21 protein-coding genes are annotated in these 20432 nt (G+C 64.9%); 11 read left to right on the top strand and 10 right to left on the bottom strand.

Features of this window, described 5'->3' with window-relative positions:
- Positions 1 to 2: 2 nt before the first annotated feature.
- The 5 genes from ftsA to AC07R0_RS07945 all read left to right on the top strand — a co-directional run bounded on the left by ftsA (position 3) and on the right by AC07R0_RS07945 (position 5581).
- On the top strand, positions 3 to 1232 hold the full coding sequence (gene ftsA, locus AC07R0_RS07925) for a cell division protein FtsA (protein ID WP_490591098.1): 1230 nt from the start codon (positions 3 to 5) through the stop codon (positions 1230 to 1232).
- Between the two features lie 155 nt (positions 1233 to 1387).
- Complete coding sequence (ftsZ, locus tag AC07R0_RS07930; RefSeq protein ID WP_490591097.1) at positions 1388 to 2605, top strand: cell division protein FtsZ; 1218 nt, start codon at positions 1388 to 1390, stop codon at positions 2603 to 2605.
- Positions 2606 to 2734: 129 nt separating this feature from the next.
- Positions 2735 to 3658 (top strand): UDP-3-O-acyl-N-acetylglucosamine deacetylase, encoded by a 924-nt coding sequence (gene lpxC / locus AC07R0_RS07935; RefSeq protein ID WP_495074079.1) that lies wholly within the window; start codon positions 2735 to 2737, stop codon positions 3656 to 3658.
- A gap of 9 nt (positions 3659 to 3667) precedes the next feature.
- Positions 3668 to 3844, top strand: coding sequence for a hypothetical protein (locus tag AC07R0_RS07940; protein ID WP_495104405.1), 177 nt, complete (start codon positions 3668 to 3670; stop codon positions 3842 to 3844).
- A gap of 150 nt (positions 3845 to 3994) precedes the next feature.
- Positions 3995 to 5581 (top strand): methyl-accepting chemotaxis protein, encoded by a 1587-nt coding sequence (locus AC07R0_RS07945; protein ID WP_495104447.1) that lies wholly within the window; start codon positions 3995 to 3997, stop codon positions 5579 to 5581.
- A 1-nt stretch (position 5582) separates the two neighbouring features.
- On the opposite strand, the gene ruvC is transcribed toward AC07R0_RS07945, so the two are convergent.
- From ruvC to AC07R0_RS07995, 10 genes are all read right to left on the bottom strand, one after another.
- Complete coding sequence (gene ruvC, locus AC07R0_RS07950) at positions 5583 to 6131, bottom strand: crossover junction endodeoxyribonuclease RuvC (protein WP_495104406.1); 549 nt, start codon at positions 6129 to 6131, stop codon at positions 5583 to 5585.
- Between the two features lie 187 nt (positions 6132 to 6318).
- Positions 6319 to 7743, bottom strand: a complete 1425-nt coding sequence (locus AC07R0_RS07955; protein WP_133249811.1) for an NAD(P)(+) transhydrogenase (Re/Si-specific) subunit beta — start codon at positions 7741 to 7743, stop codon at positions 6319 to 6321.
- On the bottom strand, positions 7740 to 8066 hold the full coding sequence (locus tag AC07R0_RS07960) for an NAD(P) transhydrogenase subunit alpha part 2 (RefSeq protein WP_495104407.1): 327 nt from the start codon (positions 8064 to 8066) through the stop codon (positions 7740 to 7742). Before AC07R0_RS07960 ends, AC07R0_RS07955 begins: the two co-directional genes overlap by 4 nt.
- Positions 8067 to 8104: 38 nt before the next feature.
- Positions 8105 to 9232, bottom strand: coding sequence for a Re/Si-specific NAD(P)(+) transhydrogenase subunit alpha (locus AC07R0_RS07965; RefSeq protein WP_495104408.1), 1128 nt, complete (start codon positions 9230 to 9232; stop codon positions 8105 to 8107).
- 52 nt (positions 9233 to 9284) lie between these two features.
- Positions 9285 to 10319: an L-idonate 5-dehydrogenase gene (locus tag AC07R0_RS07970; protein ID WP_495104409.1), complete on the bottom strand. Its 1035-nt coding sequence runs from the start codon at positions 10317 to 10319 to the stop codon at positions 9285 to 9287.
- Positions 10320 to 10330: 11 nt separating this feature from the next.
- Positions 10331 to 11104: a glucose 1-dehydrogenase gene (locus AC07R0_RS07975; RefSeq protein ID WP_116608811.1), complete on the bottom strand. Its 774-nt coding sequence runs from the start codon at positions 11102 to 11104 to the stop codon at positions 10331 to 10333.
- On the bottom strand, positions 11101 to 11670 hold the full coding sequence (locus AC07R0_RS07980; protein ID WP_495098968.1) for a gluconokinase: 570 nt from the start codon (positions 11668 to 11670) through the stop codon (positions 11101 to 11103). Before AC07R0_RS07980 ends, AC07R0_RS07975 begins: the two co-directional genes overlap by 4 nt.
- A 1-nt stretch (position 11671) precedes the next feature.
- On the bottom strand, positions 11672 to 12673 hold the full coding sequence (locus AC07R0_RS07985; RefSeq protein ID WP_495104410.1) for a 2-hydroxyacid dehydrogenase: 1002 nt from the start codon (positions 12671 to 12673) through the stop codon (positions 11672 to 11674).
- Between the two features lie 12 nt (positions 12674 to 12685).
- On the bottom strand, positions 12686 to 13357 hold the full coding sequence (locus AC07R0_RS07990) for an RraA family protein (protein WP_495104411.1): 672 nt from the start codon (positions 13355 to 13357) through the stop codon (positions 12686 to 12688).
- Between the two features lie 36 nt (positions 13358 to 13393).
- The gene (locus AC07R0_RS07995) at positions 13394 to 14614 is read right to left on the bottom strand and encodes an aspartate transaminase (protein WP_495104412.1); all 1221 of its coding nucleotides are present in this window, start codon (positions 14612 to 14614) and stop codon (positions 13394 to 13396) included.
- A 231-nt stretch (positions 14615 to 14845) separates the two neighbouring features.
- On the opposite strand from AC07R0_RS07995, the gene nac reads away from it, so the two are divergent.
- The 6 genes from nac to AC07R0_RS08025 all read left to right on the top strand — a co-directional run bounded on the left by nac (position 14846) and on the right by AC07R0_RS08025 (position 20419).
- Positions 14846 to 15796 (top strand): nitrogen assimilation transcriptional regulator NAC, encoded by a 951-nt coding sequence (nac, locus tag AC07R0_RS08000; protein ID WP_495104413.1) that lies wholly within the window; start codon positions 14846 to 14848, stop codon positions 15794 to 15796.
- Positions 15797 to 15952: 156 nt separating this feature from the next.
- Positions 15953 to 16420, top strand: a complete 468-nt coding sequence (gene accB, locus AC07R0_RS08005; RefSeq protein WP_495104414.1) for an acetyl-CoA carboxylase biotin carboxyl carrier protein — start codon at positions 15953 to 15955, stop codon at positions 16418 to 16420.
- Between the two features lie 2 nt (positions 16421 to 16422).
- Complete coding sequence (gene accC / locus AC07R0_RS08010) at positions 16423 to 17799, top strand: acetyl-CoA carboxylase biotin carboxylase subunit (protein WP_495104415.1); 1377 nt, start codon at positions 16423 to 16425, stop codon at positions 17797 to 17799.
- On the top strand, positions 17796 to 18485 hold the full coding sequence (gene pxpB, locus AC07R0_RS08015) for a 5-oxoprolinase subunit PxpB (protein ID WP_495104416.1): 690 nt from the start codon (positions 17796 to 17798) through the stop codon (positions 18483 to 18485). The genes accC and pxpB overlap by 4 nt, the downstream gene beginning before the upstream one ends.
- A 256-nt stretch (positions 18486 to 18741) precedes the next feature.
- Entirely contained in the window at positions 18742 to 19722 is a 981-nt protein-coding gene (locus AC07R0_RS08020; RefSeq protein ID WP_495104417.1) for a 5-oxoprolinase subunit C family protein, read from the top strand.
- A gap of 268 nt (positions 19723 to 19990) precedes the next feature.
- Complete coding sequence (locus AC07R0_RS08025) at positions 19991 to 20419, top strand: acetyl-CoA carboxylase (RefSeq protein ID WP_495104418.1); 429 nt, start codon at positions 19991 to 19993, stop codon at positions 20417 to 20419.
- The last annotated feature ends 13 nt before the right edge of the window (positions 20420 to 20432 follow it).

Below are 20432 nucleotides of genomic sequence, written 5' to 3' on the forward strand. Positions count from 1 at the left end.
CTATGGCAAAAGAGTACAAAGACTTGGTCGTCGGCGTAGACATTGGCACGGCCAAGGTGATGGTCGTGGTGGCGGAAGTCATGCCCGGTGGCGAGCTGAAGCTGGCCGGCTTTGGCGTGGCCCCGAGCAACGGGCTGAAGCGCGGCGTGGTGGTGAATATCGACGCCACGGTGCAAAGCATCCAGCTGGCACTGAAAGAGGCCGAACTGATGGCTGACTGCAAGATTTCGCACGTCTACACCGGCATCACCGGCAGCCATATCCGCGGTATCAATTCCAGCGGCATGGTGGCGGTGAAAGACCGCGAAGTCACGGCCGCCGACGTGGCCCGCGTGGTGGAAACCGCCAAGGCGATCAACATCAGTACCGACCAGCGCCTGCTGCTGGTCGAGCCGCAGGAGTTCGTCATCGACGGCCAGGACGTGAAAGAGCCCATCGGCATGAGCGGCATCCGCCTGGAGGCCAAGGTGCATATCGTGACCGGTGCCCAGAGCGCGGCGGAGAACATCATCAAATGCGTGCGCCGCTGCGGTCTGGATGTGGACCAGCTGATGCTGAACCCCTTGGCCAGCAGCCTGTCGGTGCTGACCGAAGACGAACGCGAGCTCGGTGTGGCATTGGTGGACATTGGCGCGGGCACGACTGATGTGGCTATCTTCACCAACGGCGCGATCCGTCACACGGCGGTGATTCCGATCGCTGGCGACCTGATCACCAGCGACATCGCCATGGCCTTGCGCACGCCGACCAAGGACGCGGAAGACATCAAGGTCGAAAGCGGCTACGCCAAGCAACTGCTGGCCGACCCGGAAGCCCAGGTGGAAGTGCCTGGCTTGGGCGACCGTGGCCCGCGCATGCTGAGCCGCCAGGCGCTGGCTGGTGTGATCGAGCCGCGTGTCGAAGAAATCTATTCGCTGGTGGCCCAGGTTATCCGCGAGTCGGGCTTTGAAGAAGTCTTGTCCAGCGGCATCGTTTTAACCGGCGGTAGCGTAGTCATGCCCGGCATGGTCGAACTGGGCGAAGACATCTTTTTGAAACCGGTGCGCCGCGGCGTGCCCAAGTACCGCGGTGCCTTGTCTGACATGGTGGCCCAGCCGCGTGCGGCCACCGTCATGGGCTTGCTGGAAGAGGCGCGTATCGGCCGTCTGCGCGGCTTCAAGGTAGCGCAGAAAAACGGCTCGATGAAGACAGCGGTGGGCCGCGTCAAAGACTGGTTCGTGGGGAATTTCTGACCATGCAAACCAAGATCTGGCTGGCGCGGGGAAGTCCCCCTTTAAACGGGCGATGGCGAAGTTGCCATCCGCCCTGGAGGTGAAATGCCTCTTAGAAAAACAACAAACACATTCATACACGCAACTGCATTTAATTGGAATATCAGGAGAAACACATGCCTATTGAAATGATTGAAGTCGAAGAATTTAACCTGGGCACCCAGATCAAAGTGATCGGTGTCGGCGGCGGCGGCGGCAATGCTGTCGAGCACATGATTGGTTGCTCGGTGCAAGGCGTGGAGTTCATCAGCGCCAATACCGACGCGCAGGCCCTGGGCCGCAGCGTGGCGCACAAGACCATCCAGCTGGGCCAGAGCGGCCTGGGCGCTGGGAGCAAGCCCGACAAGGGGCGTGAAGCAGCCGAAATGGCGGTGGACGATATCCGCGCTGCGATCGATGGTGCGCACATGCTGTTCATCACTGCCGGCATGGGCGGCGGTACCGGCACCGGCGCAGCACCCGTAATCGCGCGCGTGGCCAAGGAAATGGGGATTCTGACCGTGGGCGTGATCACCAAGCCTTTCGACTTTGAAGGCCCCAAGCGCATGGCCAATGCTGATAACGGTCTAGCTGAGCTGGAAGCCAATGTGGACTCGCTGATCGTGGTGCTGAACGAGAAGCTGTTGGAAGTGCTGGGCGACGACGTCACCCAGGACGAAGCCTTTGCACATGCCAACGACGTGCTGAAGAACGCCGTGGGCGGTATTGCCGAAATCATCAATGTGCCCGGCCATGTGAACGTCGACTTTGAAGACGTGCGCACCGTTATGGGCGAGCCTGGCAAGGCCATGATGGGTACCGCCGTATCCGACGGCCCGGACCGTGCCCGTATCGCTGCCGAGCAGGCTGTGGCCTGCCCGCTGCTGGAAGGCATCGACCTGTCGGGCGCCAAGGGCGTGCTGGTGTTGATCACCGCCGCCAAGGGCTCGCTGAAACTGAGCGAATCCAAGCTGGCCATGAATACCATCCGCGCCTACGCTTCGCCTGACGCGCATGTGATCTACGGCACGGCTTATGACGACAGCCTGGGCGAGAAGATCCGCGTGACTGTGGTGGCCACCGGCTTGAGCAAGCGCCGCGCAGCGGCCCCGCTGCAGGTGGTGGTGCAACGCACGGGTACCGACAACGTCGGCTTCACCTTGCCTGCGACCAGTATGGGTGCTGGCGCCGCTGCCGTGGGTGGCATTGCCCAACCTGATTACGAAGCCCTGCGTGGTCCAGCTGTGTGGCGTACGCCCAACCGTACCCAGGCCAGCGCCCGCGTGGATGCCTTGTCTTCGGGCGGCATGGACGACTACGAAATCCCGGCGTTTCTACGCAAGCAAGCCGACTGATGAAGCCCTCTTGGGTGGGCCAGGCCTGCCCGGGAGGCGCTGCAAAAGCGGTTTGGGGATGAATTTCGCCAATCTCCGCCATCAACCATGCTGATCGTGGTTGGCGGGGCGGGCAACTAAAATCGCAGCATGCTCAAGCAAAGAACTCTCAAGTCCCTGACCAGTGCCGTCGGTGTGGGCGTGCATACCGGTCAGCGGGTCGAGCTGACCTTGCGGCCGGCACCGCCGGATACCGGCATTGTGTTTCGGCGCATCGACCTGGCTGTGCCTGTCGAGATCCCCATGACGGTGACGGCCGTGACCGATACCCGCATGGCCACTACCGTGTCCGTCGGTTCGGCCAAGGTGTCTACTGTCGAGCATCTGATGTCGGCTTGCTCCGGCCTGGGTATCGACAATATGTATGTGGATATCACTGCCGAAGAAGTGCCTATCCTGGACGGTTCGGCGGCGGCCTTTGTGTACCTGCTGCAAACGGCGGGTATCGAGTTGCAGAACGCGCCGCGCCGCTTCCTGCGCGTGACCCAGCCAGTGGAAGTGCGCGAAGGCACAGGCAGCGCCGAGAAATGGGCGCGGCTGGAGCCCTACTACGGCTACAAGCTCAGCTTCGACATCATCTTTGACCACCCGGCGGTGGATTCCACTGGCCAGCATGTGGAGTTCGACCTGGGTTCTGGCTCCTATACCCGCGACATCGCCCGCGCCCGTACCTTTGGCTTCACCCGCGATGCCGAGATGCTGCGTGCCAACGGCCTGGGTCTGGGCGGCGGCATGGACAACGCCATTCTGATGGATGACTACAAGGTGCTAAATGCCGGCGGCCTGCGCTATGACGACGAGTTCGTGAAGCACAAGGTGCTGGATGCCATGGGCGACCTGTACATGCTGGGCAAGCCGCTGCTGGCCAGCTATACCGCCATGAAGTCCGGCCATGCCTTGAATAACAAATTGGTTCGTGAACTAATGTTGCGCCCGGATGCCTGGGAGATCGTGACCTTCGAAGACGCCGCCAAGGCGCCTAGCGGCTTCGCCCAGCTCGCGCGGGCCTGGTAGCCCTCAGCCATGCTGCTGTTTCGTTGGGCCGTGCTGTTCCTGTTGCTGGGGGTCGGTGTGTGCTTTGCGTTCTATGTCGGCACGGGGCAGCAGCGCTTTCGACTCTGGGGGCTGCGCATCTTGAAGTGGACCGTGCTGGCGGCACTGGGGTTTTTCGGTGTTCTGATACTCGAACGTATTGCATAGCGCCGTCGCTGGAGGTGGTCCGGTATTCGCTGCGCTAATGCCCAGCAAAGTTTTTGACATTCCGGTAGTTGCCTGGATTACCCTCTTAGGCTGGAACGAAAGTTGCGTTATCGTAACCTTTTGATACACAAGGGGTGCCCTGTGCTTGCTATGAAAATGTTGTCCATCCGCGCCAGGCTGTACTTCAGCATGGCATTTTCATTGGCTGTGCTTCTCTTGGTCGGCGTGGTCGGCACCTGGGCACTGAACGACACCCGTTCCACCATGGATGCCATGGTGGACGACCAGGTACAGGTGCTGGTGGACGTGGGCGAGCTGCGCTTCTCGCTGGCACAGGTGCGGCGTATTGAAAAAGACGCCATCGTCAACGCCAATAACGCGGTTGAGGTGGCCACTCTGCGAACCTCCTGGGGGCAGTCCCTGGCCTCGCTGCGCAAGCAGATGGGCCAGCTGTTGCAAGGCAAATACGCGGCCACCGGCCCAGTGCAGACACTCAGCAAGGCGCCGGCCCTGCTCAAGGAATACGAAGATGCGATCACCCCGGTGCTGGGGCAGATCGAGGCTGCTCAGATCGATGGATCGGTGGCAGCCGCTTATGCCGGGCGTGTGGCTCCGCAAATGGATACGGTAGACAAGTTATTGGGTGAATTGTCGGTCAACTCGCACGCCCAGATGCGTGCGGCGGTGCACGACATCGATACACGCACCAATATGCTGCTGCGTTTGCAGATTGGCATCGTAGTGCTGGCGTTGCTGGTTTTGGTGCCTGTGACAGTCATAACGGTACGCTCCATTATCGGTTCGCTGTCCCGTGCTCAGGAGTTGGCCAACCGTATCGCCCAGGGTGATTTGTCGGACGAGGTCAGTGCGACACGCCAGGACGAGGTAGGCCAATTGGTGCAGGCCATGGGCTTGATGCAGGACGCGTTGCGCGGCCTGGTCCGTCAGGTGATGGAGGCCGGCGAGCGTATTGCCTTGGCCAGCGGCGAAATGGCGTCCGGCAACCAGGACTTGAGCAACCGCACCGAACAAACCGCAGCCAGCCTGGAAGAGGCCTCCGCCTCCATGGAGCAGCTGCATGAAACCACCCAGAAGAACAGCGACTCGTCTGCCCACGCCAATCGCCTGGCTGCGAGTGCTGCCGAGGTGGCCGAGCGCGGCGGCGCGGCGGTGTCCAAGGTGGTGCGCACCATGGACGACATCAATGCCAGCTCCAAGAAAATCGCTGACATCATTGGAGTGATCGATGGCATCGCTTTCCAGACCAACATCCTGGCATTGAATGCCGCCGTGGAAGCCGCGCGCGCCGGCGAGCAGGGTCGTGGTTTTGCCGTGGTGGCCAGCGAAGTGCGCAGTTTGGCCCAGCGCTCGGCCCAGGCCGCTGGTGAAATCAAATCCCTGATCGGCGCCTCGGTGGTCAGCGTCAACAGCGGTGCCCAGCAGGTGCGCGATGCAGGGCAGACCATGGGTGAAATCGTGGGTAGCGTGCGCGGCGTGGCAGACATCATTCGGGAGATCGCCACATCGGCCGCCGAGCAGGGCCGTGGTATCGGCGAGATGGGGGCCACCGTGCAGCATCTGGACACCATGACGCAGCAGAATGCCGCGCTGGTGGAGGAGTCGGCTGCCGCTTCGGAATCGCTGCGTGAGCAGTGCGCGCATCTGAACAGCGCGGTGCGCCGCTTCAAGCTCAACGACGAACCGGCCAGTTCACACCTCGCCATTGGCCACAGCTGATCTAGTGCGTGCGCCCGTCGCGGTACATGCTGCTGGTCTTGCGCGCCAGCGGTGTGGCCTGGGCCAGCCGGGCCATGGCGTGGCCTACGTGGGCGTGGGTGATGGCCATGCCCAGCGCATCGGCGGCGTCCTTGCCGGGCAGCACGGGCAGCTTCAGCAGGCGCTTGACCATTTCCTGCACCTGCGATTTGTCGGCCCGGCCATGGCCGACCACGGCTTTCTTCATCTGCAGCGCGGTGTACTCGGATACCGGCAGGTTGCTGTGCCCCAGTGCCGCCAGGCTGGCGCCGCGCGCCTGGCCCAGCAGCAGGGTGGACTGCGGGTTCACGTTGACGAAGATGATTTCCACCGAGGCCGCATCAGGCTGGTAGCGGGCGCAGACCTCGCAGATACCGTCGAACAAGATCTTGATGCGCGCCGGCAGCTGGCCCAGGTCCAGGTGCGTGGTCTTGATGGTGCCGCTGGCCACATAGCCCAGGTTGGAGCCGTCGACGTCGATGATGCCGAAGCCGGTGGTCTGCAGGCCGGGGTCTATGCCAAGAAGTCGCATGCTATTTAATTCGTAGCGGGTAGTGCAGGTGGGGTCTGCGTAGAAGGCTTTTGGACTCAATCAGGTGTGCATGTTCGGGGAGTCTGGATGGACGCGTATCCGGGTGTGGACAACTAGCCTCGGATCGTATTTCGTCTGCGCATGCAGTGTATATAAACAAAGCCAAGGTGGGGTGCGAGGAGGGTACTCATTCAATGGCCTTACCCATGTCTTCGACCACCTTCTTGGCATCGCCAAACACCATCATGGTCTTGTCCATGTAGAACAGCTCGTTGTCCAGCCCCGCATAGCCGGCGGCCATGGAGCGCTTGTTGACGATGATGGTCTTGGCCTTGTAGGCCTCCAGGATGGGCATGCCGTAGATCGGGCTGCCCTTCACATGCGCGGCCGGGTTCACCACGTCGTTGGCGCCCAGGATGATGGCCACGTCGACCTGGCCGAATTCGCCGTTGATGTCTTCCATCTCGTGCACCTGGTCGTACGGCACCTCGGCCTCGGCCAGCAGCACGTTCATGTGGCCTGGCATGCGCCCGGCCACCGGGTGGATCGCGTACTTGACGATGATGCCCTTGTCGGTGAGCTTTTGCGCCAGCTCCTTGACCGCATGCTGGGCCCGCGCCACGGCCAGGCCGTAGCCGGGCACGATGACCACGGTTTCGGCATTGCCCAGCACGAAGGCCGCATCGTCGGCGCTGCCGCTCTTCACCGCGCGCTGCACGGCCGCGCCGGACGCAGCAGTCGCCGCATCACCGCCAAAGCCGCCGCCGATCACGTTGAAGAACGAGCGGTTCATGGCCTTGCACATGATGTAGCTCAGGATCGCCCCCGAGGAGCCGACCAGCGAGCCGGCGATGATCAGCATGCTGTTGTTCAGGCTGAAGCCGATGCCGGCCGCGGCCCAGCCGGAATAGCTGTTCAGCATCGACACCACCACCGGCATATCGGCGCCGCCGATAGGGATGATCAGCAGCACGCCCATCACGAAGGCCAGCGCCAGCATGGCGAAGAAGGCCGGCCAGCTCTCGGTGGCCGCAAACACCAGGCCCAGAGCTATGGTGGCCAGGCCCAGCACCAGGTTCAGCTTGTGCTGGCCGGGGAACACCACCGGCGCGCCCTTGAACAGGCGGAACTTGTAGGTGCCCGAGAGCTTGCCGAAGGCGATCACCGAGCCACTGAAGGTCACCGCGCCGATGGCCGCGCCCAGGAACAGCTCGAGCCGGTTGCCCACCGGAATCGGCAGGCCCTTGGCGACGATGCCAAAGGCATAGGGCTCGGCCACGGCGGCCACGGCGATGAACACCGCCGCCAGGCCGATCATGCTGTGGAAGAAAGCCACCAGCTCGGGCATCTTGGTCATCTCCACCGTCTTGGCGCGCCAGGCACCATAGGCGGCACCGGCCAGCAGGCCGACCAGCACGTACAGCATGCCGCCCAGGTTGCCCTGCGCCAGCTTGACGATCAGCGCCGCCGTGGTCAGCACGGCAATCGCCATGCCGACCATGCCGAACAGATTGCCGCGGATGGAGGTGGTGGGATGGCTCAGGCCCTTGAGCGCCTGGATGAAGCAGACACTGGCGATCAAATACAGCAGCGTGACGAGGTTCATGCTCATTTGCCGGCTCCTGGCGCAGCCGCAGGTGCCTTCTTGTCCTTCTTCTTGAACATCTCCAGCATGCGCCGGGTGACCATGAAGCCGCCGAACACATTGACCGCCGCCAGCGCCACGGCCAGCACGCCCATGGTCTTGCCCAAGGTGGTTTCGGTCAGCGCAGCCGCCAGCATGGCGCCGACGATGACGATGGCCGAGATGGCGTTGGTCACTGCCATCAGCGGCGTGTGCAGTGCCGGGGTGACGGTCCAGACCACGTGGTAGCCCACGTAGATGGCCAGCACGAAGATGATCAGGTTGGTGATCGTCGGGGAAAGAATGTCCATGTCTTGCTCCTTGTTCTTGTCTTTGTGGCTTGTCGTTGTTATTTGCGGGTTACCGCGCCAGCCTGGGTCACCAGGCAAGCCGCGACGATGTCGTCGGCCATATCCACGTTCAGCGTGCCCTCCTTGGTCAAGATGAGCTTGAGGAAGTCCAGCACATTGCGGGCATACAGGGCCGAGGCGTCGGCCGCCACCAGGGCCGGCAAGTTGGTTTCGCCGATCAGGGTCACGCCGTGTTTGACCACGGTCTTGTCGGCTTCGGACAGGGGGCAGTTGCCGCCACCGTTGGCTCCCTTGCCGGCGGCGATGTCGACGATCACCGAGCCGGGCTTCATGCTCTTCACCATGTCTTCGGTGATCAGCGTGGGCGCGGTGCGGCCGGGGATCAGGGCGGTGGAGATCACCACGTCGGCCAGGGCCACACGCTTGGCGACTTCGATCTGCTGGCGCGCCAGCCAGCTGGGCGGCATGGGCTTGGCGTAGCCGCCGACGCCGACGGCGGCTTCTTTCTCTTCCGGCGTGTCGTAGGAGACTTCGATGAACTTGCCGCCCAGGGATTCGACCTGTTCCTTGACGCTGGGGCGCACGTCGCTGGCTTCGATGACGGCGCCGAGGCGCTTGGCGGTGGCGATGGCCTGCAGGCCGGCCACGCCGACGCCGAGGATCACCACGCGGGCGGCCTTGACGGTGCCGGCGGCGGTCATCAGCATGGGGAAGAAGCGCTGGTATGTGTCGGCGGCCATCATGACGGCCTTGTAGCCGGCGATGTTGGCCTGGCTGGAGAGTACGTCCATGCTTTGCGCGCGGCTGGTGCGGGGGGCGGCTTCCAGGGCAAAACTGGTCAGGCCGGCGGCGGCCAGGCGCTCCAGGCCAGGGGCGTCAAAGGGGTTGAGCATGCCGACCAGGGTGGTGCCGGGGCGCATCAGCGCGGTTTCGGCGTCCGAGGGGCTGCGTACCTTGAGCACCAGGTCGCAGCCAAAGGCGCCGGCGGCGTCCACGATCTCGGCCCCGGCGGCTGCATAGGCGGCGTCGGTCACGCTGGCGGCGATGCCGGCACCGCTTTGCACGCGTACCGCGTGGCCAAGCGCTGCGAGCTTCTTGGCGGTTTCGGGGGTCAGGGCAACTCGGGTTTCTCCGGTCGCCGTCTCTTGCGGCACGCCTATCAGCATTCATGTCTCCTTGAAGAATTTGAAAACCATGGCGTATGGATTTGCCACGAAATTAATCGAAGTTCAGCAACACTTTCATCGCCTGCGAGCGGTCGGCCGCGAGGGCGAACGCACGGGCGGAGTCGCGGTACGACAGCGTGGCCGAGATCAGCGGCTTCACATCCACCAGGCCCTTGTTCAAAAACTCCACTGCCATGGCGAATTCCTCGTGGAAGCGGAAGGCGCCGCGCAGGTCGAATTCCTTGGCCACAATGACGTTCATCGGCAGGTTCATGTCTCCGCCCAGGCCCACCTGCAGGATGATGCCGCGCGGGCGCAGCGTATCCAGGGCGCCGCGCAGCGCGCGTTCGTTGCCGCTGGCTTCGAACAGCACGTCAAACGTGCCCTTGTCGGCGGTGAAACGCTTCAGGCCGTCCGGTTCTTCGGCTACGTTGATGATTTCGTCGGCGCCCACTTTCTGCGCCTTGCCCAGGGGATGGTGGCTCATGTCGGTGGCCACGATGTGGGCTGCACCGGCGCGGCGTGCGGCGATGATGATCAGCGCGCCGATCGGACCGCAGCCAGTGACCAGCACCTTTTTGCCCAGCAGCGGGCCGGCGCGGCGCACAGCGTGCAGCGCCACGGACAGCGGTTCGGCCATGGCGCCTTCGCCGTCGCTCACGCGGTCGGCCAGCTTGTGCGCCTGGTGGGTGTCGAGCACGATCTCTTGGCGGAACGCGCCCTGCACGTGCGGATTGCGCATGGCGCTGCCGTAGTAGCGCATGTCCAGGCAATGGTTTTGAAGGCCTTCCTGGCAGTAGCGGCACACGCCGCAGGGGCGGCTCGGACTTACAGCGATGCGTTCGCCGACGGCAAAGCCGACCACGCCTTCACCCACGGCGTCGATGACGCCGGCGACCTCATGGCCGAGCACCATAGGCTCCTGGATACGGATAGTGCCAAAACCGCCGTGGTTGTAGTAGTGCAGGTCCGAGCCGCAGATGCCGCCGCAGCGCACGCGCACGCGCAGCTGGCCGGAGCCGAGTTCGGCGGTGGGAAAAGTTTCGACGCGCAGGTCGCCTGGTGCGTGGATGACGAGTGCTTCCATCGGAGTTTCCTTCAGAGCGTTGCGGTCACGCCGCCATCCACGTACAGGATGTGGCCATTGACAAAGTCGGAGGCCGCGCTGCTGAGGAACACTGCCGCGCCGCAGAGGTCTTCCACATCGCCCCAGCGGCGCGAAGGTGTGCGGTTGACCAGCCACTGGGTGAACTCGGCGTTCTTCACCAACGCATCGGTGAGTTCGGTCTTGAAGTAGCCCGGGCCGAGGCCGTTGACCTGGATGCCGTGCTGCCCCCAGTCGATGGCCATGCCCTTGGTCAGCATCTTCACCGCGCCTTTGCTGGCGGTGTAGGGCGCGATGCCGGGGCGGCCCATTTCGCTCTGTACCGAGCAGATGTTGACGATCTTGCCGCGCCCGCGTGGAATCATGCACCGGGCCACCGCCTGTCCGACCAGGAAGACGCTGTCCACATTGGTCTTCATCAGTTCGTGCCACTGCGCTTCCTCGAACTGATCAAGCGGGCCGCGGCGCTGCATGCCGGCGTTGTTGACCAAGATGTCGATGGGTGCGATATCACGCTCGATCTGGGCCACCGCCTTGGCTACGGCCGCACCGTCGGTCACATCGAAGGCTGCTGTATGGACAGTCGCGCCCTCAGCGCGCAGCGTAGCGGCCGCGGCCTCCAGCTTCTCGGTGCTGCGCGCATTGAGCACAACGGCGGCGCCCGCCTGTGCCAGGCCGCGCGCCAGCGCGAATCCGATGCCCGCGCTGGAACCGGTGATGAGGGCGGTGCGCCCGGTCAGGTCGAATTTTTGAATGAATGTATTCACGGATAAGCCCGGTCGGAGTGTGAAGAAGCCATGGATAGGCCCGCTTGCGCGGTCGACAGCAGCCAGTTCGAGACCGCCTCCATCTGCTTCGGCAAAGGTAGCATGGATGAAATCCGGAAGACGCCGGGTTCGCCGACCGGCGGCTCCAGCGCCATAAACTGGCTGGCAACCAGTTGAGGATGGAAAAAATGGCCCTGGCGTGCGCCGAGTCGCCGCGTCGCTTCTTCCATGTCGAGCTCCATGAAGACGATGCGTAAGCCCGGCACCGCGGCGCGCAGCCGTTCTCGGTAGCTGCGTTTGAGCGCGGAGCAGGTGAGCACGGCGGGGCCGCTCGAGGCCGCCAGACGCGTCCCGAGCAGGTCGAGCCAAGGTAGGCGGTCGGCGTCGTCGAGCGCGATGCCGCGCCGCATCTTGTCCACGTTCGTAGCCGGGTGGTAGTCGTCGCCTTCGATCAGCTGGCCACCGAGCCCTTGCGCCAATTGGGCGGCCAGTGTGGACTTGCCGCAGCCGGCAACCCCCATCACCAGCAACCGGCAGGTCGGTCCGTTCGCCAAATGTGCGGCCACGTCAGCTCCGCACATGCGGCCTTACCGCATTCACCGGCGTCAGCGGCGCACCGGCCTGAGGGCCGTAGCCGAGCGATGCGATCAGGTTGTCGATGGCCAATGCGGCCATGGCGCGCCGGGTGCGTACCGAGGCGCTCCCGATATGGGCTGTGAGCACCGTGTTGGGTGCGGCCAGCAAGTCGGCGTGCACCTGGGGTTCGCCTTCGAAAACGTCCAGGCCGGCGGCCGCGATGGTACCCGTGCGCAGTGCCGCCGCCAGTGCCGCGTCGTCGACGATACCGCCGCGCGCGATATTGGTGAGTGTGGCCGTGGGCTTCATCAGTGCAATTTCGGCTGCGCCGATGGTGTGGTGGGCGGCTGGCGAATAAGGCAGCACCAGCACCAGGTGGTCGGCCTCCTTGAGTAGCGTCTGCTTGTCGACATACTGTGCGCCGGCTTCGGCCTCCTGTGCGGCGTCGAGTTTCGAGCGGTTGTGGTAGATCACCCGCATGCCGAAGCCGAGTGCGCCGCGGCGTGCGATGCCGCGGCCGATGCGGCCCATGCCCAGGATGCCGAGCGTCGCGCCCTGGATGTCGCCGCCGACGAAGTGGTCGTGGATGCCGGTCTTGGTCCATGCGCCGGTACGCACGAAACGGTCGGATTCGGCGATGCGGCGGGCCGTGGCCATCATCAGCCCGAAGCCATAGTCGGCGGTGGTCTCGGTCAGCACGTCGGGCGTGTTGGTGACGACCACGCCGCGTGCGGTGCAGGCCTCCACGTCGATGTTGTTGTAGCCGACGCCGACGTTGCACACCGCCTTGAGCTCGGGACAAGCCTCGAGCAGGGCTGCGTCGATGCGTTCGCTGCCGGTGCTCATCACGCCGGATTTTCCCTGCAGGCGTTCGATGAGTTCAGTCGGGCTCCAGATAGTGTCGGAAGGGTTGTCGGTGACATCGAAATACTGGCGCAGGCGGTCGGCGATGTCTGGGAAGGTGGCACGGGTGGCCAGGACGGAAGGTCGCATGGTGTTTGGGGGTCAGTTGTTGCAGCGTGCTTCGAGTGCATCGATGAAGCTGCGATCCCAGCGGCCTTCACGCATGGCGGCCATGGTTTTCTCTTCGGCCACCAGCACCGCACGGGCCTTCTCGATGATCTGTTCGGCGCCTTGGGGAGGGATTGCCAGCAAGCCATCCTGGTCGCCGACCAGGATGTCGCCGGGGTTGACCACCATGCCGCCTACACTGATCGGCACGTTGATCTCGCCAGGGCCGTCTTTGTACGGGCCACGGTGGGTCACGCCACGCGCGTACACCGGGAAGTCGCGTTCGCGGATCTCGGCCACATCGCGGATCGCGCCGTCGATGACCACGCCCGACAGCCCGATCCTGGCTGCATAGAAGGACAAGATGCCGCCGACGACGGCGTTGTTCAGGTCTCCGCCGGCGTCAACCACCAGCACGTCGCCGGGGCGGCAGAACTCCAGGGCGCGCAGGTAGGTCAGGTTGTCGCCGCCGCGCGAACGCGCCGTGACCGCCGTGCCGGCCATGGTTTCCTTGCCGGGACGGTGGTAGGGGCTCAGACCCGAGGTGCCGATATTGCGGTGCATGCTGTCGCTGAGCGCAGCCAGCGGGAGTGCGCGCAGGGTTTCGAGGATTTTGGTATCGGCCTGGTCGGCAGACGCATTCTTGCGCAGGGCTTTGTATTCCATGGGTGGGCTTTCGGAGCGGGTTTCAACAGGAAAGATTCAATGCAAGGCGGCCACGGCACGCCCGATGCGGGCGCAACCTTCTTCGATGACTTCGATGCTGGTGGCGATCGACATGCGGAAATACGGTGCTACGCCATAGGACGAGCCCGGGATCATTGCCACGCCTTCTGCGTCGAGCAGGTACAGGGCCACGTCCACATCGCTGTCGATCTGTTTGCCGCTCGGCGTGGTGCGGCCGATGAGACCGCTGCAATTGACGAACAGGTAGAAGGCGCCGCCCGGCGTGCGGCAGCCCAGGCCCGGGATGGCGTTGATCAGCGCCAGCGCGCGGTCCCGGCGCTGGCGGTAGGTCTTGACGAAATCTTTGAGGAAACCGTGGTCACCCTGCAGCGCCGCCAGCGCCGCGGCCTGGCTGATGGTGCAGGCATTGCTGGTGGACTGGGACTGCAGCGTTTCCATCGCACCGATCAGGTCGACCGGGCCGGCCGCGTAGCCGATGCGCCAGCCGGTCATGGCATAGGTCTTCGACACGCCGTTGATGACCACGCTGCGCTCGTGCAGTAGCGGCTCTATGGCCACGATGTGCGGGAGGGCCTCGCCGTCGAAACGGATGTGTTCATAGATGTCGTCGGTCATGAGCAGCACTTGGGGATGGCGCAACAGCACATCGGCCAGGGCACGCAAGTCCGCCGCGCTATAGGCTGCGCCCGTCGGGTTGGTGGGTGAATTGAGCAGTAGCCAGCGCGTACTGGGCGTGATGGCGGCCTCGAGCGCGGCGGCGGTCAGGCGGAAGCCATCGGCCTCATCGCAGGCCACCACCACCGGCGTGCCGTCGCAGGCCAGGACCATGTCCGGATAGGACACCCAGTACGGCGCGGGAATGACGACCTCGTCGCCGGGCTCCAGCGTGGCCGATAAGGCGTTGAAGATCGCGTGCTTGGCACCGCAGGTCACGACCACGTTGCCAGGCTTGTAGCCCAGGCCGTTTTCGCGCAGCAGCTTGTCGCAGATGGCTTGGCGCAGGGCCGGCGTACCCGCCGACATGGTGTAGCGCGTCTCGCCGCGCTCGATGGCCGCGCAGGCCGCCTGGCGGATGTGCGCCGGCGTGTCGAAGTCGGGCTCACCGACCACCAGGTTGACGATGTCGCGGCCCTGGCGGCGCAGCTCGTTGGCGCGGTCTGCTGCTGCACTGCTGGGCGATGGTTTGATACGGCGCACTCGCGCGGCAATGCGGGAGTCGGAGGGGGAACGGGACACGGCTTTTCCTTTGGGCTGTGAGATCGGCGTAGCCATGGCGATGGCTGGATGGACAGGCCTGAACGTTACGCGCAGTCGTTTTGGAAAGCCAAGACAAGTTCGCTCTGGCGATATAGGTAGAGCTTATGACCGGCGTTGCCCAGAGTTTTCCTGCCAGAGCCCACCGGGTTAGCACTCTGGCCGCCACGGGTGGGGCGATGCTAGGCTCGCCTTTTGCTTGCTCTCCTCTGAATGAACCTGCGTCGACTCAAATATTTCGTCAAGATCGTGGACATCGGCAGCCTCACACAGGCCGCCCAGGTCTTGTTCATCGCCCAGCCGGCGCTGAGCCAGCAACTCGCCACCCTTGAGGCTGAAGTTGGCCAGCAACTGCTGGTGCGGACCCAACGCGGCGTCACCCCCACCGAGGCCGGCAAGGCGCTATACCGCCACGCCCAGATCATCCTGCGCCAATGCGACCAGGCGATGAGCGATATGGCCGCCGCCGGCCAGGGGCTTTCGGGCCAGGTGTCGGTGGGCATGGCGCCCGGCACCGCCGCCGCCACGCTGGCCTTGCCGCTGCTGCGCCGGGTGCGCGCGCGCCACCCGGGCATCCTGCTCTACCTGAACGAGAGCTACGGTACGACGCTGAGCGAACTCATCATGAACGGCCGCATGGACCTGGCCGTGCTCTACGGCGACAAGGCCATCCACGGCCTGAAGTTCCTGCCCCTGGTGAAGGAAGCGCTGTACCTGGTTGGCCCGGCCACCGAGCCCCAGCCCGGCGAGAACATCCGCCTCGAAGACCTGCGCGAGGTGCAACTGCTGATGCCGCGGCCCTACAACATCGTGCGCAAGCTGGTGAACGAGGCCTTCATGCGCGCCGGCATGACGCCGCGCGTAGTGGCCGAGGTGGAGTCGGCCATCACCCTGACTGCGGCCATCGCCGACGGACTCGGCTCGACCATCCTGCCGGCCTCGATGGCGCGTGGCTTCGTGGCCTCGGGCATGGCCTGGCAGAGCCGCATCGTCGAGCCGGTCATCGAGGCGCCGCTGGCCTTGTGCCAGTCGGACCACCTACCCCTGTCAGAGCCGGCGCAGGCGGTGCGCGAGATCCTGCTCGAGCTGGTGAGTGATCTCCATGTCGATACGGACCCAGGCTTCTCGTCCGAGAAAGCCATGGCCCTGGCATCCGCGTCCTGAGCGCGCCAAGCAGGCGCGCCAAGCGTCATAAGACGTCCTTATCCCGGCAAAGCCAAACGGTCTTGGCGTCGCGGCCCATCTCTGGGTAACTTAACGGCATTCGAACACGCTGATGCACAGCGCGTGAACGCCGCCCGCGAGGGCAGGAAATCCGAGATGAACCTACAGGAAATCAAGGCACTGATCGATGCGATGGCCGCGTCGGACCTCAGCGAGATGGCACTGACCCGCGACGGTATGCAGCTGCGTCTGGTGCGCAGGAAAACGGCGTCCGGCGCCCCCGCGCCGCAGCAGACGCCAGACCCGCAGGCGGCAACGCCCGTGTCAACACCTGCACCAGTACGTGCCCGGCGCCAGAGTCCACAGCCAGCCGCTGCAGCCACGACAGCGCCGAGTGCTATCACCACGCCTTTGTATGGCGTCGTGCACTGGCGTCCATCGCCCGATGCGCCGCCCTTCGTCGCGCCGGGGCAGGCCATCCAAGCCGGCCAGGTGGTGTGCGTTGTCGAAGCCATGAAGGTTTTCAACGAAATCCGCACTGACGTCGATGCCACGGTGCTGGCCCTGCTGGTCGAGTCGGGTGCCGAGGTCGAAGCTGGCCAGCTGTTGTTGAGTCTGGGTTGAGCATGTTCGACACCGTTTTGATCGCCAACCGGGGGGAGATCGCCTTGCGCATCCAGCGCGCTTGCCGCAGCCTGGGGCTGCGCACTGTGGCAGTCTATTCCGAGGCTGACCGCGATGCGGTCTACGTCACCCAGGCCGACCAGGCCCTGTGCATCGGCCCAGCCTCACCCGCGCAGAGCTACCTGAACCAGGCCGCGCTACTGTATGCCGCCAAGCTCAGCGGCGCGCAGGCCGTCCATCCGGGCTACGGCTTCTTGTCGGAGAACGCCGGTTTCGCCGCGCGTGTGGAAGCGGCCGGCCTGAGCTTCATCGGGCCACCGTCGGAATGCATCCGCACCATGGGCGACAAGGTGGCCGCCAAGCGCGCGATGCGGGCGGCCGGCGTGCCCTGTGTGCCCGGGCCCGACGGTTCGCTGCCCGACGACAACGCGGCCATCCTGGCCATCGCGCGCGAGATCGGCTACCCGGTGATGGTCAAGGCCGCTGGCGGCGGCGGCGGGCGCGGCATGCGCATCGTGCAGGCCGAGGCCGATCTGCTGGACGCCATGGCGCTGACCCGCGAGGAAGCGCGCCGGGCCTTCGGCAACCCCGAGGTCTACATCGAGAAATTCCTGGGCCATCCGCGCCATGTGGAGATCCAGGTGCTGTGTGACCGCCATGGCCATGCGCTGTGGCTCGGCAGCCGCGATTGCTCGCTGCAGCGGCGCCACCAGAAGGTGCTGGAAGAAGCCCCGGCACCAGGCATTGACCGCATCCTGCTGGCCAAGGTGGGGGCGCGCTGCGCTGAAGCCTGCCGGCAGATCGGCTACGTGGGCGTGGGCACTTTCGAATTCCTGTTCGAAGACGGCGAGTTCTTCTTCATCGAGATGAACACCCGGCTGCAGGTCGAGCACACGGTCACCGAGATGACCACCGGCATCGACATCGTGCAGCAGCAGATCCGCATGGCGCGCGGCGAACAACTGGCACTGACGCAAGACCAGGTCGGCTGTTTCGGCCACGCGCTGGAATGCCGCATTAATGCCGAGAACCCCGAAACCTTCGCCCCGGCACCGGGCCGCATCACCGCCTGGCAGCCCCCGGGCGGCTTTGGCGTGCGGGTGGATTCCCACGTGGGCGCGGGCTACCGCGTGCCGCCCTATTACGACTCGATGATCGCCAAGCTGATCGTGCACGGCAGCTCGCGCGCCGACGCCCTGGCCCGTATGCGCCTGGCGCTGGCCGAGATGCATGTCGAGGGCATAGCCACCAATTTGCCGCTGCACCGCGAAATCATCGAAGACCCCGGCTTCCAGCAGGGCGGCGTCGACATCCACCACCTCGAACGCTGGCTGCAGCGGCGTGCCACCGAGCGTGCAACCGAAAAAGAGCGTACATGAACCACGCCAAGACCAAGCCCCACTCTCCGAACCTGACCCTGCTCGGCACCACGGCACTGCTGTTCGAGGCACCGGGTCCGCTGGCCCTGGCGCCGCAGCAGCGCATCTGGGCCATGGCGGCCAGGCTGCAGGCCTTACCCGAAGTGCGCGAAGCCGTGCCCGGCATGAACAACCTGATGCTGACCTTCGCCCGGCCGCCGCGCACGCTGGCCGCGCTGCGGGCGCTCGAAGCCAGCGTGCTGCAAGCCTGGGAAGAAACCGAGCCCTTGCCGCTGCAGGGGCGCATCATCGAGCTGCCCGTGGTGTATGGCGGCGCCGGCGGCCCGCACCTGGCCGACGTGGTGGCGCACACCGGGTTCAGCATCGACGAAGTGGTGGCGCTGCACTGCGCGCCGCTCTATCCGGTGTATGCGCTGGGCAGCCATCCCGGCTACTGCTACCTGGGTGGTATGGACGAGCGCATCGCCACGCCGCGCCGCGCCGTGCCCATCGTGAACCTGCCCGGCGGCTCGGTGTCGATCGGCGGGGTGCAGACCGGCGTGTCGGCCTCGGCCGGCCCGAGCGGCTGGAACACCATCGGCAGCACCACCATGGACTTCTTCCACCCGGAGCAGGACCCGCCGGCCGTGCTGCAGCCGGGCGACAGCGTTCGCTTCCGTGTTCAGGACATCGTTAGGGCCTGTTAACACGATGGATACAAGATGCGTTGCTGTTCAAAGGGCCAGAGGCGAGGCGCAAAACGCAGCCGGGGTGAACCCCGGCCAGGCTTTGCAACGCTGCGGCTGGTCCTTTGGGCTGCAACCCGCCGGGAACGTGGTTAAAAAACCGCCACTCCGCGTTGCGCTCCTAGGCCAGGCGGCCAGCCTGGCCGTCGTCCCGCGCCTTGATTGGCGCTTTTTTAACTACGTCCGCACTTGCATCCATCGTGTTAACAGGCCCTAGATGATTGAAATACTTTCCTCCACCGCACTCGCCACCGTGCAGGACGCGGGCCGCCTGGGCAGTCTGCGCTTCGGCGTTGGCGCCGCAGGCGCGATGGACCAGCTGGCACTGGCCGTTGGCAATCTGCTGCTGGGCAATCCTGCAGGTGCTGCCGCGCTGGAAATCCCCGTCTATCCGTTCCAGGTTCGCTTCACCGAGGATTGCGCCTTTGCGCTCACCGGCGCCGATTGCCAGGCCCGGCTGGACCAACGCTCGCTCGCACCCTGGTGGGGCCACCAGGCGCGCCAAGGCCAGGTGCTGACGCTGGGCCTGCCGCTGGTGGGCTCGGGCAGCCGGGCCTATCTCGCGCTGGCTGGTGGCATCGACGTGCCCGAAGTCCTGGCCTCGCGCAGCACCCAGCTGCGCGGCGCCTTCGGTGGCTTGAATGGCCGCTCCGTGCGGCAAGGCGACGTGCTGCGTGCGGCCAGACCGGGGGGTGAGCCTGCGGTGGACTTCGGCGTCATGCCCCCGGCCATCGCCCTGCCGCTGATGCGCGATGGCCTGCCCGCCGTGCGGGTGCTGCCCGCGGCGGAATACGCCTGCTTCAAGGAAGATTCGCGCGCCGCCTTCTGGGCCGGTGCATGGAAGATCACCGCGCAAAGCGACCGCTACGGCTACCGCATGCAGGGCACGCCGTTGGTGCCGATCGAGGCGATGGAGATCCGCTCGCACGGCATCGTGCCCGGCGTGATTCAGGTGCCTTCGGGCGGCCAGCCCATCGTGCAGATGCGCGACGCCCAACCTTCGGGCGGTTACCCCAAGTTCGGTACCGTGATCGAGGCCGACCTCTGGCGGCTCGGTCAGGCCGCGATTGGCAGCCGCATGCGTTTCGTCGAGGTCGACTACGAGGCGGCCGTGGTCGCCCTCGACGAAGTGCAGGCCTGGCTGGACGAGGTCGGCCGGATGATCGATCTGCAGCGCTGGGCGCTGCAAAGGAACTAGGGCCTGCTCACATTATGGATACAAGATGCGTTGCTGTTCAAAGGGCCAGAGGCAAGGCGCAAAACGCAGCCGGGGTAAACCCCGGCAAGGCTTTGCAACGCTGCGGCTGGTCTTTTGGGCTGCAACCCGGAGGGAACGTGGTTAAAAAACCGCCACTCCGCGTTGCAGTCCTAGGCCAGGCGGCCAGCCTGGCCGTTGTCCCGCGCCTTGATTGGCGCTTTTTTAACCACGTTCGCACTTGCATCCATAGTGTGAACAGGCCCTAACGATGCAGACCAAAGACATAAGCCAACTGGCCGCATGGCTGGCCGAAACCGACATCGACTTCCTGGAGCTGCGTGGCCCGGACGTGCAGATCGAGATCCACCGGGACGGCAGCGCCAACGCGGCCATCGTGCAGCCGATGCCACCTGAGCCAATACCTGCTCACAGGACGGCCCACACGCCGGTCCACGCCACATCCGTCGGCGTGCTGCTGGACCGCATTCCCGGCCGCGCCACGCCACTGTGGTTGCCCGGCAGCGCTGTCCAGGCCGGCAGCCTGCTCGGCCTACTGCAGGTCGGGCCGCTGCTGCTGCCGGTGCATGCCCCCTGCGACGGCTGGCCGGGCGAATGGCAGGTGCCACCGGGCAGCACGGTCGGTTATGGCACGACGCTTTTGGACATCGACACCGAGCCTGTGGCCGACGCAATTTAAGGAGGAGTTTGCA

Source organism: Rhodoferax sp. GW821-FHT07F03 (assembly GCF_059418745.1).

Bases quoted from the DNA above. Each gene is read 5' to 3' on its own strand.
- AC07R0_RS07960 (WP_495104407.1), bottom strand. From the start codon at position 8,066: ATGGACATTCTTTCCCCGACGATCACCAACCTGATCATCTTCGTGCTG.
- accB (WP_495104414.1), top strand. From the start codon at position 15,953: ATGAACCTACAGGAAATCAAGGCACTGATCGATGCGATGGCCGCGTCG.
- AC07R0_RS07955 (WP_133249811.1), bottom strand. From the start codon at position 7,743: ATGAGCATGAACCTCGTCACGCTGCTGTATTTGATCGCCAGTGTCTGC.
- AC07R0_RS07970 (WP_495104409.1), bottom strand. From the start codon at position 10,319: ATGGAAGCACTCGTCATCCACGCACCAGGCGACCTGCGCGTCGAAACT.
- ftsZ (WP_490591097.1), top strand. From the start codon at position 1,388: ATGCCTATTGAAATGATTGAAGTCGAAGAATTTAACCTGGGCACCCAG.
- ftsA (WP_490591098.1), top strand. From the start codon at position 3: ATGGCAAAAGAGTACAAAGACTTGGTCGTCGGCGTAGACATTGGCACG.
- AC07R0_RS08020 (WP_495104417.1), top strand. From the start codon at position 18,742: ATGATTGAAATACTTTCCTCCACCGCACTCGCCACCGTGCAGGACGCG.
- AC07R0_RS07990 (WP_495104411.1), bottom strand. From the start codon at position 13,357: ATGGAATACAAAGCCCTGCGCAAGAATGCGTCTGCCGACCAGGCCGAT.
- accC (WP_495104415.1), top strand. From the start codon at position 16,423: ATGTTCGACACCGTTTTGATCGCCAACCGGGGGGAGATCGCCTTGCGC.
- AC07R0_RS07965 (WP_495104408.1), bottom strand. From the start codon at position 9,232: ATGCTGATAGGCGTGCCGCAAGAGACGGCGACCGGAGAAACCCGAGTT.
- pxpB (WP_495104416.1), top strand. From the start codon at position 17,796: ATGAACCACGCCAAGACCAAGCCCCACTCTCCGAACCTGACCCTGCTC.
- ruvC (WP_495104406.1), bottom strand. From the start codon at position 6,131: ATGCGACTTCTTGGCATAGACCCCGGCCTGCAGACCACCGGCTTCGGC.
- AC07R0_RS07945 (WP_495104447.1), top strand. From the start codon at position 3,995: ATGAAAATGTTGTCCATCCGCGCCAGGCTGTACTTCAGCATGGCATTT.
- AC07R0_RS08025 (WP_495104418.1), top strand. From the start codon at position 19,991: ATGCAGACCAAAGACATAAGCCAACTGGCCGCATGGCTGGCCGAAACC.
- AC07R0_RS07940 (WP_495104405.1), top strand. From the start codon at position 3,668: ATGCTGCTGTTTCGTTGGGCCGTGCTGTTCCTGTTGCTGGGGGTCGGT.
- nac (WP_495104413.1), top strand. From the start codon at position 14,846: ATGAACCTGCGTCGACTCAAATATTTCGTCAAGATCGTGGACATCGGC.
- AC07R0_RS07985 (WP_495104410.1), bottom strand. From the start codon at position 12,673: ATGCGACCTTCCGTCCTGGCCACCCGTGCCACCTTCCCAGACATCGCC.
- lpxC (WP_495074079.1), top strand. From the start codon at position 2,735: ATGCTCAAGCAAAGAACTCTCAAGTCCCTGACCAGTGCCGTCGGTGTG.